Origin of the sequence: Burkholderia sp. HI4860 (assembly GCF_002223045.2) — a bacterium.
Taxonomy (GTDB): Bacteria; Pseudomonadota; Gammaproteobacteria; order Burkholderiales; family Burkholderiaceae; genus Burkholderia.
The window spans coordinates 2,317,468-2,330,140 of record NZ_NKFO02000001.1 but is presented as its reverse complement, the minus strand read 5'-3'; the positions used below and the strand labels follow the sequence as shown (position 1 = coordinate 2,330,140).

Below are 12,673 nucleotides of genomic sequence, written 5' to 3'. Positions count from 1 at the left end.
TGTTTCGTTGGACATGCCCGGCCAGCCGGGCGACTGGATGAAGCTCCTCACTTCCCGCCTGCGGCGCCTGTTCGCGCCGATCGGCCTGCACTGGTATCTCGCTCTCCTCCTCGCGCTCGACGCGCTCATGGTGCTGCGCCCCGTCATCGAGCATGCCAGGCTCGGCGTGCATCACGCGTGGCTCGCCGATGCGCTGAACCTCGTCGACAACGCCGGGCTCGTCGTGTTGCCGCAAGTGGTCGTCGCGGCCGGCCTCGCGACGATGGCCATCGGCATCGTGCTGCGCGCCCGCGTCGCGTGGGTGCTGTCGATCCTGCTGCTGGTCGCGGCCGCCGCGATCAGCGTGCTCGGCGGCTATCGCAGCCACGCGGTGTTCGTCTATACGGCCGTGCTGGTCGTCGCGCTGCTGTATTACTGGCGGCACTTCGACCGCGCGAGCGTCGCCGCAAGCAGCCTGTTCGCGTTGCTGAGCATCGTGTCGCTGCTGATCTACGCGACCTTCGGCGTGCTGTATCTCGGCGACGAATTCACGCCGCCCGTCCACGATCTCGCCACGGCCGTCTATTTCTCGATCGTGTCGATGTCGACGGTGGGCTACGGCGACATCGTTCCGCACGCGCCGACCGCCCGCCTGTTCACCGCGTCGGTGATCGTGCTCGGCATCACGGTGTTCGCGACGTCGATCAGCGCGGTCGTCGGCCCCGTGATCGGCGGCAATCTGAAACGGATCGTCAAGGGAGGCATTTCGAACGTGATCCGCAAGCATCACTACCTGATCGTCGGCGCGACACCCGTCGCGCATGCGGTGCACGACGGGCTGCGCAAGCGCGGCTACGCGGTGACCGTCGTCGTGCCGGCCGGCGTCGAGCACAACTATCCGGCCGCGACCGACCTGATCGTCGGCGATGCGACCGACCACGCGGTGCTGGAACGCGCCGGCACGGCGACCGCGCGGGCGGTGCTCGCGCTGCGTTCCGACGATGCCGAGAACGCCTTCATCATCCTCGCGATCCGCGAGATCGCCCCGTCGGTGCGCACGGTCGCGCTCGTGAACCAGCAGCGCAACCTCGAGCGGCTGCGCCTCTTGAAGCCCGACATGGTGTTCTCGCCGCAGCAACTCGCGGGCGAACTCCTGGCCAGCACGCTCAACGACGAACCCGTCGACAAGTCGCTGATCTCGCACCTGCTGTTCGGCACGGCCGACGCCGCATGACCGTGTGACCGCACGACCCTGAGCCCCGGATTGGCCGGTGCGTGCCCGGTACAATCGCGCGATGTCCGAATTGCTCACTTACGGCGGCCTGTTCGCCGTGTCGATGGTCGCCGCGACCCTGCTCCCGCTCCAGTCCGAGGCCGTGCTTGCCGGCCTGCTGCTCGCCGGACGCGAACCCGTGTGGGCGCTGGTGCTCGTCGCGAGCATCGGCAACGTTGCCGGCTCGGTGATCAACTGGGCGCTCGGGCGCGGCATCGAGCACTTCCGCGAGCGCCGCTGGTTTCCCGTCAAGCCCGCCGCACTTGCGCGCGCCGAGCGCTGGTATGCGCGCTACGGCCGCTGGTCGCTGCTGCTGAGCTGGGCGCCCGTGATCGGCGATCCGCTGACGATGATCGCCGGCGTGCTGCGCGAGCCGCTGCCGTCGTTCCTCGCGATCGTCACCGTCGCGAAGGTCGCGCGGTATCTCGCGATCGCGTGGCTCGTGACGCACTGACACCCGCTTCCCGTCGCCCGCCCCCGCGGCAGCCGCACCGGCTAACGTTGCCATCGACGACGCGCCGCTAAAGATTTCGCCGAAGTTGCCGTATTAACCGGACGACTAGCGGTGACGCGTGCGTTCCGCCCCCTCTCCCTCCCCACTCAGGATGTTCCATGAGATTGACTCAATTGGGCCGGGTGAGCGTCGGCGCGCGTCTCGCGGCGCTGGCGTGCGCACTCGTCGCCGTGCTGTTTACCGTGTTCGCGTGGACGCTCGCCCATTTCGCCGGCCAGCAACTGGCTGAAGAAGCCCACATGCGGATCGTCGACAAGGAACAGTCGATCCGCGCGATGGTCGACCTGTTCGACAAGGCGCTGACCGCCGAAGCGAACCGCTCGATGTCGCTGTTCGCGAGCTTCCTGCCGCCCGATTTCACGCTCGACCCGGCGCGCACCGTCGATATCGGCGGCGTCGCCGCGCCGACCCTGCTCGCGGGCGGCCAGCCGCTCGACCTCGACTACTCGATTCCCGACCAGTTCCTGAAGAAAAGCGGCGCGATCGCGACGATCTTCGCGCGCGACGGCGACGATTTCGTGCGCATCACGACGTCGCTGAAGAAGCAGGACGGCGCGCGTGCCGTCGGCACGAAACTCGACCGGGCCGGCCCCGCGTACGCACCGCTCGTCGCCGGACGCAGCTACACGGGCCTCGCGAAGCTGTTCGGCCGGTCGTACATCACGCAGTACAAGCCGGTGACCGATGCGACCGGCCGCGTGATCGGCGCGCTGTTCGTCGGCCTCGAGATCGGCGCCGAACTCAAGCTCGTCGAGGACGGCATCCGCGCGCTGAAGATCGGCGACAACGGCTACTACTTCGTGCTCGATGCGTCGCAGGGCCCGTCGCGCGGCACCTTCGTCGTACATCCGGATGCCGACGGCCAGCGTGCCGACGACACCCGCGCGCCGTACGCGCAGATGCTCGCGGCCGGCCAGGGGCGGCTCGCATACACGTCGACCGACCCGGCCGCGCACGATGGCGGCCCGACCGCGAAATTCGTGTCGTTCACGACGATTCCGCAATGGCAGTGGCTCGTCGGCGGCATCGCGCTCGACGACGAACTGCTCGCCACCATGCGCGCCACCCGCAACCGCTTCCTGATGATCGGCGCCGTGCTCGTCGCCGCGTTCGCGACGCTGTTCGTCATCGTGGTACGCCGCGTCGTGAGCCGGCCGCTCGATGCGGCGGCACGGGCCTCCGAGCGCTATGCGGCGGGCGATCTCAGCGTGCGCATCCGGGATGGCGCGGCCACGCGCGGCCAGGCGGGCGACGACGAGATCGGCCGGCTCGTGCAGGCGGTCGACGGGATCGGCGACGGCCTCGCGCGGATCGTCGCGCAGGTGCGCAACAGCTCCGCCGACATCGCGCGCGGCACGGTCGACATCGCCGCCGGCAGTAGCGACATCGCCGCGCGGATCGCGACGCAGGCAAGCAGCGTCGAACAGACGGCCGCCAGCATGGAACAGATCACCGCCGCCGTGCAGCAGAGTGCCGAGCATGCGGCGCAAGCCAATGCGCTGGTCGCGGATGCGTCGGCCGCCGCGACGAACGGCGACGCCGCGGTGCAGCGCGTGGTCGCGACGATGGACGACATCGGCCGCGCGACGCGCCGGATCGCCGAGATCACGGGCACGATCGAAGGCATCGCGTTCCAGACCAACATCCTGGCGCTGAACGCGGCCGTCGAGGCGGCGCGCGCGGGCGAACACGGCAAGGGCTTCGCGGTGGTCGCGGCCGAAGTGCGCGCACTTGCACAGCGCAGTGCGGCGGCGGTCAAGGAGATCGACGCGCTGAGCGCCGAGTCGTCGACGACCGTCGAACAGGGCTACCGGATCGCGGAGGCCGCACGCGGCACGATGCGCGACATCGTCGCGCGCGTCGACCAGGTCAGCACGCTGATCGGCGAAATCAGCGCCGCGTCGCGCGAACAGTCGACCGGTATCGAGCAGGTGAACCTGGCCGTCACGCAGATCGGCGACGCGACGCAGCAGAACGCGATGCTGATCTCGGATGCCGAACGCGCGGCCGTCGCGCTGCGCGACCAGGCCGCGCACCTGTCGGACGCGGTCAGCGTGTTCCGGCTCGAGCGGAGTGCGTGACGAAGCACGGATGGCCGGCCAAGGCCGGCCCATCGCCTACTTCTTGTCGTCGCCCGCCAGATCGATCGCCTTGTCCGATCCCACCGCATTGCGCAGCTGGAACTTCTGGATCTTGCCGGTCGACGTCTTCGGCAATTCGCCGAACCGCACGGCCTTCGGCACCTTGAAGCCCGCGAGCAGCGCCTTGCAATGCGCGACGATCTCCGCCTCGGTCACGCTCGCGCCTTCACGCAGCTCGACGAACGCGCACGGCACCTCGCCCCACTTCGGGTCGGGCATCGCGACGACGGCCGCCACCGCCACCGCGGGGTGCCGGTACAGCGCATCCTCGACCTCGATGCTCGAGATGTTCTCGCCGCCCGAGATGATGATGTCCTTCTTGCGATCCTTGATCCGGATATAGCCGTCCGGCATCAGCACCGCGAGATCGCCGGTATGGAACCAGCCGCCGTGGAACGCGTCGTCGGTCGCCTTCGGGTTCTTCAGGTAGCCCTTCATGCAGATGTTGCCGCGGAACATGATCTCGCCGAGCGTCTCGCCGTCGGCCGGCACCGGCGCCATCGTGTCGGGGTCGAGCACCGTCGCGCCCGCCTCCAGGTGATAGCGCACGCCCTGGCGCGCGTTGAGCCGCGCGCGCTCGTCGTCGCTCAGTGTCTCCCAGTGCGACTGTTTCGCGCACACGGTCGCCGGGCCGTAGACCTCGGTCAGCCCGTACACGTGCAGCAGGTCGAAGCCGATCTCCTTCATCTTCGCGATCACGGCCGGCGCGGGCGCCGCGCCCGCGACCATCGCGTGCACCGTGTGATCGATGCCTTCGCGGAATTCGGCCGGCGCATTCGCGATCGCGCTCTGCACGATCGGCGCGCCGCAGTAATGCGTGATGCGTTCGCGGCGGATCAGGTCGAACACCGTCTTCGCATCGAACTTGCGCAGGCAGACGTTCACGCCCGCGCGCGCCGCGACGGCCCACGGGAAGCACCAGCCGTTGCAGTGGAACATCGGCAGCGTCCACAGGTAGACGGCGTGCTTCGGCATGTCCCATTCGAGGAGGTTGCTGACGGCCGCGAGATATGCGCCGCGATGGTGGTAGACGACGCCCTTCGGGTCGCCGGTCGTGCCGGACGTGTAGTTCAGCGCGATCGCCTCCCATTCGTCGGCAGGCGGGGTCCATGCGTAGTCGGCGTCGCCGCTCGCGACGAGCGCCTCGTAGTCGGTCGCGCCCGCGAAACGGGCGGGATCGGCCGGCATCGCATCGGCCACGCTGACGATCTTCAGGCCCGGCACCTCGAGCGCCGCGCGATGCGCGAACTCCGCATACTCGGTGTCGACGATCAGCACCTTCGCCTCGCCATGGCGCAGCATGAACAGCACCGACGACACGTCGAGCCGCGTGTTGATCGTGTTCAGCACCGCGCCGGCCATCGGCACGCCGAAGTGCGCCTCGACCATCGCCGGAATGTTCGGCAGCATCGCCGCGACCGTGTCGCCGCGCTCGACGCCGAGCCGCGCGAGCGCGCTCGCCAGTTGCTTCGCGCGCGTGTAGGTCTCGCCCCAGGTGCGGCGCACGTCGCCGTGCACGATCGCGAGGCGCTCGCCGTAGACTTCGGCCGTCCTGACCAGGAAGTCGATCGGGGTGAGCGGCACGTAATTCGCGTCGCGGCGGCCGAGTCCGGCCTCGAACATCTGCGTCATGATCCTGTCTCCCGTGTCCTGTCGACCGGGGCGCAGCCACCCCGGATCGTTTTGATGTGGTTCAATTGCCGACAGCCTAACGGGCGCTATTGTGAGCCGTCTGTCATCGAAACGACAGAGTGCCTTTCACGCGCTGCGCGTTATCCCTATCCTCGCAAACCCGCACCCATGCACGACCCTCTCGCCGCATCGCCCGACGCGCCCGCCCACCCGGCCGACGCGCTGCCCGAACCGGGCCCGCTGCCGGCGCTGGCCACGCTGTTCGGCCAGTGCGCGTGGTTCCGCACGCTCGCGCCCGAGCACCAGGCGCTCGTGCTCGCGCAGTCGCGCGTCGAGCAGTGCGAGGCCGGCGACGTGATCGCGCATCGGCTCGCGCCCTCCGAATACTGGATCGGCGTGCACCGCGGGCTGCTGAAGCTCGCGATCTTCAATGCGTCGGGGCGCGGCTGCACGTTCTCCGGCGTGCCGTCGGGCGGCTGGTTCGGCGAAGGCAGCGTGATCAAGCGCGAGCTGCGCAAGTACGAGGTCGTCGCGATCCAGCGCTCGACCGTGCTGTTCGTGCCGGTCGACACGTTCCACGCGTTGCTCGACACGAGCTTGCCGTTCACGCGCTTCGTGATCCACCAGCTGAATAACCGGATGGGCGAGTTCATCGCGTCGATCCAGAACAGCCGGCTGCTGGACGTCGACGCACGCGTCGCGCAGGCGCTCGCGCAGCTCTTCAACCCCGCCCTGTACCCGGACACCGGCCCGTCGCTGTCGATCTCGCAGGAAGAACTGGGGATGCTCGTCGGCGTATCGCGACAGCGCATCAACCAGGCGCTGCAGCAGCTCGAGAAGCTCGGCGCGCTGCGGCTCGCGTACAACCAGATCGACGTCGTCGATCTCGGTGCGCTCGCGCGCGTCGGGATGGAGCAGATCTGAGCGCGCGCCGATGAACGGAATCGCCATCGACGCAGCATTTCCATCCGGTATCACGGCCGTTTTCCGGTCGTCACGCCGCACCGCGTTTCCTCTGCTGAATCGGCCATCGCGCGCGATGCGTCAACCTGACAATTCCGCCAGTTTCGCGACAGTAACCCGTTCCACGCCGACGCCTATCATTCGGGTTCCCTTTATCCACGCCTGATCACCGCCCGTCCCGCTGCCTCCATGTGGATCGTCAATCTCGCGCTCAAGCGCCCCTACACGTTCATCGTGATGGCCATCATGATCGTGCTGGCCACCCCGCTTGCGCTGATGCGCACGCCGGTCGACGTGCTGCCCGCGATCAACATTCCCGTGATCAGCGTCATCTGGAATTACAGCGGCTTCTCCGCGACCGAGATGACGAACCGCATCACGTCCGTGCATGAGCGGATCCTGACGACGACCGTCAACAACATCCAGCACGTCGAATCGACGTCGCTGCCCGGCATCGCCGTCGTGAAGGTGTTCCTGCAGCCGGGCGCGAACGTGCAGACGGCGATCGCGCAGACGGTCTCGTCCGCGCAGGCGATCGTGCGGCAGATGCCGCAGGGCGCGACGCCGCCGCTCGTGATCACCTATTCGGCGTCGAGCATCCCGGTGATCCAGCTCGGGCTGTCGAGCAAGACGCTCAGCGAACAGTCGCTCGCCGACATCGCGCTCAACTTCCTGCGCCCGCAACTGATCACGGTGCCGGGCGTGCAGATCCCGTTCCCGTACGGCGGCCGCACGCGCGTGGTCGCGATCGACCTCGATCCGCAGGCGCTGCAGTCGAAGGGGCTCACGCCCGCCGACATCGTCAACGCGGTCAACGCGCAGAACCTCGTGCTGCCGACCGGCACCGCGAAGATGGGCCAGACCGAATACCGGATCGACACGAACGCGTCGGCCGACACCATCGCCGACATCAGCAGCCTGCCGGTCCAGACCATCAACGGCGCGACGACCTACCTGCGCGAGGTGGCGTCGGTGCGCGACGGCTTCGCGCCGCAGACCAACGTCGTGCGCCAGAACGGCCAGCGCGGCGTGCTCATCTCGATCCTGAAGAGCGGCGATGCGTCGACGCTCAAGGTCGTGTCGGACCTGAAGGCGCTGCTGCCGAAGGTGATCCCGACGCTGCCCGAAGGGCTCACGATCACGCCGCTGTTCGACCAGTCGGTATTCGTCAACGCGGCCGTCCAGGGCGTGATCCACGAGGCGCTGATCGCCGCCGTGCTGACCGCGATGATGATCCTGCTGTTCCTCGGCAACTGGCGCAGCACGCTGATCATCGCGATCTCGATCCCGCTGTCGATCTTCACGTCGCTGATCGCGCTGTCCGCGCTCGGCGAGACCATCAACATCATGACGCTCGGCGGGCTCGCGCTCGCGGTCGGGATCCTGGTGGACGATGCGACCGTGACGATCGAGAACATCGAGCGGCACCTGCATCTCGGCACCAACCTGCACGACGCGATCCTCGAAGGCGCCGGCGAGATCGCGGTGCCCGCGTTCGTGTCGACGCTGTGCATCTGCATCGTGTTCGTGCCGATGTTCTTCCTGACGGGCGTCGCGCGCTTCCTGTTCGTGCCGCTCGCGGAAGCGGTCGTGTTCGCGATGCTCGCGTCGTACGTGCTGTCGCGCACGCTGGTGCCGACGCTCGCGATGCTGCTGTTCCGCCCGCAGCAGGCCAGCACCGGCTCCGGCCATGCGACGTCGCGCTTCGCGCGCATCCATCACGCGTTCAACGCGGCATTCGAGCGGCTGCGGGCGTGGTACATCGTGCTGCTCAGCATCCTGCTGGTGCGCCGCCGCTTCTACGCGATGTGCTTCCTCGGCTTCTGCGTGCTGTCGACGGGCCTCGTGTTCGTGCTCGGCCGCGACTTCTTCCCGAATGCGGATTCCGGCAACATCCGGCTGCACATGCGCGCGCCGACCGGCTACCGGATCGAGGAAACCGCGCGCCTCGCCGACCAGGTCGAACGCGTGATCCGCGAGACCGTGCCGCCCGACGAGCTCGGCGCGCTCGTCGACAACCTCGGCCTGCCGGTGAGCGGCATCAACCTGTCGTACAGCAACGCGGGCACGATCGGCACGCTCGACGGCGAGCTGCTGATCGCGCTGAAGCCCGGCCACCGCGCGACGCAGCACTACGTGCAGGCGCTGCGCAAAGTGCTGCCCGAGCGCTTCCCGGGCGTCGAGTTCTTCTTCCAGCCGTCGGACATCATCACGCAGATCCTCAACTTCGGCCAACCGGCCGCAATCGACCTGCAGGTGCTCGGCAACGATCTCGCGAGTAACATGACTATCGCGAGCCGCCTGATGAAAAAGATCAGGCAAATCCCCGGCGCCGTCGACGTGCACGTGCTGCAACGTAACGACGAACCGACCCTGCTGGCCGACATGGACCGTACGCGCATGCAGCAGCTCAATCTCTCCGCGCAGAACGTCGCGCAGAACATGCTGATCTCGCTGTCCGGCAGTTCCCAGACCACGCCGTCGTTCTGGATCAACCCGCGCTCCGGGGTCCAGTACCCGCTGCAGATCCAGACCCCGCAATACAACCTCGCGTCGGTCGACGACCTGCTCGGCACGCCGATCTCGGCGAGCGGCCGCACGGGCATGCCGCTGCAACTGCTCGGCAACCTCGTGCAGGTACGCAGCACCGCGAACCCGGCCGTGATCACGCACTACAACATCCGCCCGGCGATCGACGTGTACGTGAGCGTCGAAGGCCGCGACCTCGGCGCGGTGGCCGGCGAGATCGACCGCATCGTGTCGGATGCGCACGCGACGCTGCCGCGCGGCACCGAGCTGACGATGCGCGGCCAGATCGAGACGATGCGCACGTCGTATATCGGCCTCGGCGCGGGCGTCGCGATGGCGATCGTGCTGGTCTACCTGCTGATCGTCGTCAATTTCCAGTCGTGGCTCGACCCGCTGATCATCATCAGCGCGATGCCGGCCGCGCTCGCCGGCATCGTCTGGATGCTGTTCATCACCGGCACGCACCTGAGCGTGCCCGCGCTGACGGGCGCGATCATGACGGTGGGCGTCGCGACCGCGAACAGCATCCTGGTCGTGTCGTTCGCGCGCCAGCGCCTCGCGGACGGCGCGCCGCCGCTCACCGCCGCGCTGGAAGCCGGCGCGACGCGGATCCGGCCGGTGCTGATGACGGCGCTCGCGATGATCATCGGGATGGTGCCGATGGCGCTCGGTCTCGGCGAAGGCGCCGAGCAGAATGCGCCGCTCGGCCGCGCGGTGATCGGCGGGCTGCTGTTCGCGACCGTGTCGACCCTGCTGTTCGTGCCGCTGGTGTTCGGCGGCGTGCATGCGCGGCTGGCCCGCCGGCGTGCACGCCAGGCCGGCCACTGACTTTCGTCCCACTACCCGGTTGATTTGGTTGAATTCATGGAAGAGAAACATCACAGCGCCGTCGGCATCCAGGTGGACGAACACGGCATGCACCTGCCGACACGGTCGTCGGTGTCGCGACGCGGGAAAATCGTCCTGGTCGTGATCGGCGTGCTGCTGGCCGCCGGCGCGGCGCGCACGATCGTCGTCAACGTGCTGAACCACAGCCGGCTCGACGCGGTCGCCGAGCAGAACACGCGCCAGTACGTGACCATCGCGCATCCGGTCGATGCGGCCACCGGCGGCAAGCTGACGCTGCCCGGCACGCTGCGCGGCTTCGTCGAGGCGCCGATCTATGCCCGCGCGAGCGGCTACGTGCTGCGCTGGCAGGCCGACATCGGCGCGCACGTGAAGCAGGGCCAGACGCTTGCCGAACTCGACACGCCCGAGCTGAACCAGGAACTCGCGCAGGCCACCGCGCAGCGCCAGCAGGCACAAGCCGCGCTCGCGCTCGCGAAGACGTCGTTCGACCGCGCGCAGCAGTTGCGCCAGCGCGATGCCGTCTCGCAGCAGGAACTCGACGACCGGCAAGGCGCGTTCAACCAGGGCACCGCGAACCTCGCCGCGGCCGATGCGAACATGCGCCGCCTCACCGAGCTGAAAGGCTTCCAGCGGATCGCCGCGCCGATCGACGGGATCGTCACGCAGCGCAACGTCGACGTGGGCGATCTCGTCAGTTCCGGCAACGCGGGCCGCTCGCTGTTCACGGTCGTGCAGGCCGACCGGCTGCGCCTCTACGTGCAGGTGCCGCAGGCGTATGCGCAGCAGGTGAAGGTCGGCCAGCACGTGAGCGTCGCGCAGGCCGAGCTGCCGGGCCGGACCTTCGACGGGACGGTCACGCGCACGTCGGAGGCGATCGACGTCGCGACGCGCTCGCTGCAGATCGAGATCACGCTGCCGAACCCGGACGGCCGGCTGCTGCCCGGCGCGTACGTGCAGGCGACGTTGCCGATGACGCCGGTCGGCCGCCTGCAGGTGCCGGCCAATACGTTGCTGTTCCGCGCCGAAGGCCCGACGGTCGCCACCGTCGACGCGAACGGCCAGGTACGCCTGAAGCAGGTGACGGTCGTGCGCACGATCGGGCAGACGCTCGAAGTCGACGGCCCGCTCACGCCGAACGACCGCCTGGTCACGAACCCGAGCGACGCGCTCGCGAACGGCGACCCGGTGATCGTCACGGCGCCGGCCGCGAAGCCCGCCTCCGGCGCCGCGGAGGCGAAGTCGTGATCGCGACGCGCCTGCGCCGGCGGCCTGCCGCCGTCTCCATCACGTCGATTGCGCTCGCCGTCGCGCTCGCCGGCTGCACGGTCGGCCCCGATTACACGCGGCCCGACGTCGACACGCCGGCCGCGTGGCGGCTCGACCCGGCGGATGCGTACTGGCACCCGGCCGCGCCGGCCCGCGCGCCGCTCGACCCGGCATGGTGGACCGCGTTCGGCGATCCGCAGCTCGATGCGCTGGAAGCCGACGCGCTGCGCAACAACCAGACCCTGAAAGCCGTCGCCGCGCGCTACGACCAGGCGCAGGCGTCGCTCGCGTCGGTCGCCTCGGCGCAGTATCCGGCCGTCGGCCTGAATGCGAGCGGCCAGCGCTTCAAGATCTCCGCCGACCGGCCGCAAACCAACTACGCGACGAAAAGCGCATCGACCGTGCAGAACGACATCCAGGTCGGCGCGGCCGTCAGCTACGAACTCGACCTGTTCGGCCGCGTGCGGCGCAGCGTCGAATCGGCGCAGGCGAGCACCGAGCAGGCCGGCGACGATTTCGCGAACGCGCGCCTGGTGCTGACCGCCAATCTCGCGTCGAGCTATTTCGCGCTCCGCGAATTCGATACCGAGATCGATGTCGTCAAGCGCTCGATCGACCTGCAGCAGAAGGCGCTCGACTACGTGAGCGCGCGCCACGATCTCGGCGCGGTGTCGGGCCTCGACCTGCTGCAGCAGCGCGCGCAGCTCGACGCGACGCGCACGCAGGCGCAGTTGCTGCTCCAGCAGCGCGTGCAGGTCGAAACCGCGATCGCGACGCTGGTCGGCACACCGGCCCCCGCCTTCTCGATCGCACCGCGCGTCGTGCCCATCAACGCGCCGGCGCTGCCGACCGGCCTGCCGAGCGACGTGCTGCAGCGGCGGCCCGACGTCGCGTCGGCCGAGCGCGCGATGGCCGCCGCGAATGCGCAGATCGGTGTCGCGCGCGCCGCCTATTTCCCGCGTATCACGCTGTCGCCCGATATCGGCTGGGACGCGACGCGCTTCGCCGGCCTGTTCACCGTGCCGGCGTTGCTGTGGTCGGTCGGCGGGTCGCTCAGCCAGCCGCTGTTCGAAGGCGGCAAGCTGAAAGCCGGCGTCGATTTCGCGCAGGCCGGCTACGTCGCCGCGCAGGCCAGCTACCGGCAGACCGTGCTCACCGCGTTCCAGGAGGTGCAGAATGCGGTCACGGGCCTGTCGGTGCTCGCGGAGGCGGCGCAGCAGGCGTCCGCCGCCGTCGGCGATGCGCGCAAGCTCGTGTCGCTCGCGCAGGATCGCTACGCGGGCGGCCTGACGCCGTTCATCGACGTGCTGACGGCCCAGCAGCAGTTGCTGACGAGCGAGCGGCAGGCCGTGCAGATCCAGGGCCAGCGCGCGGCGCTCGTCGTGTTTCTCGCGAAGGCGCTGGGCGGCGGCTGGGATGGCCATGCCGCGGGCAGCCCCGCATCGGCCGAAGTCGCCACGGCAGCGCCGGCGGCGGCCCAGGCCGCGGCGCCCCCGCGCCCTTAACCGGATTACCCGGACAACGGAT

The 12,673-nt window shown here is 68.9% G+C and carries 8 protein-coding genes; 7 read left to right on the top strand and 1 reads right to left on the bottom strand.

The features are described from left to right. The first annotated feature begins 37 nt into the window (after positions 1-37). The 3 genes from kch (at position 38) to CFB34_RS10380 (ending at position 3,847) form a co-directional block, all read left to right on the top strand. Positions 38-1,213 carry a voltage-gated potassium channel protein gene (gene kch, locus CFB34_RS10390; protein ID WP_089442749.1) on the top strand — a complete coding sequence of 392 codons (1,176 nt, stop codon included), beginning with the start codon at positions 38-40 and terminating at the stop codon, positions 1,211-1,213. A gap of 61 nt (positions 1,214-1,274) precedes the next feature. After that, complete coding sequence (locus CFB34_RS10385; RefSeq protein ID WP_089442571.1) at positions 1,275-1,706, top strand: YqaA family protein; 432 nt, start codon at positions 1,275-1,277, stop codon at positions 1,704-1,706. Between the two features lie 158 nt (positions 1,707-1,864). Continuing rightward, positions 1,865-3,847 carry a methyl-accepting chemotaxis protein gene (locus tag CFB34_RS10380; RefSeq protein WP_089442572.1) on the top strand — a complete coding sequence of 661 codons (1,983 nt, stop codon included), beginning with the start codon at positions 1,865-1,867 and terminating at the stop codon, positions 3,845-3,847. Positions 3,848-3,883: 36 nt separating this feature from the next. Here CFB34_RS10380 and CFB34_RS10375 read toward each other — a convergent pair whose 3' ends face one another. Beyond that, positions 3,884-5,539, bottom strand: a complete 1,656-nt coding sequence (locus CFB34_RS10375) for an acyl-CoA synthetase (RefSeq protein ID WP_089442573.1) — start codon at positions 5,537-5,539, stop codon at positions 3,884-3,886. 168 nt (positions 5,540-5,707) lie between these two features. Here CFB34_RS10375 and CFB34_RS10370 point away from each other — a divergent pair, with 168 nt between their 5' ends. From CFB34_RS10370 to CFB34_RS10355, 4 genes are all read left to right on the top strand, one after another. Then, complete coding sequence (locus CFB34_RS10370) at positions 5,708-6,463, top strand: Crp/Fnr family transcriptional regulator (RefSeq protein WP_179243730.1); 756 nt, start codon at positions 5,708-5,710, stop codon at positions 6,461-6,463. 228 nt (positions 6,464-6,691) lie between these two features. Further along, positions 6,692-9,859 (top strand): efflux RND transporter permease subunit, encoded by a 3,168-nt coding sequence (locus CFB34_RS10365; RefSeq protein WP_089442574.1) that lies wholly within the window; start codon positions 6,692-6,694, stop codon positions 9,857-9,859. A gap of 36 nt (positions 9,860-9,895) precedes the next feature. Then, positions 9,896-11,125, top strand: a complete 1,230-nt coding sequence (locus tag CFB34_RS10360; protein ID WP_089442575.1) for an efflux RND transporter periplasmic adaptor subunit — start codon at positions 9,896-9,898, stop codon at positions 11,123-11,125. Beyond that, entirely contained in the window at positions 11,122-12,651 is a 1,530-nt protein-coding gene (locus CFB34_RS10355; RefSeq protein WP_089442576.1) for an efflux transporter outer membrane subunit, read from the top strand. The genes CFB34_RS10360 and CFB34_RS10355 overlap by 4 nt, the downstream gene beginning before the upstream one ends. The last annotated feature ends 22 nt before the right edge of the window (positions 12,652-12,673 follow it).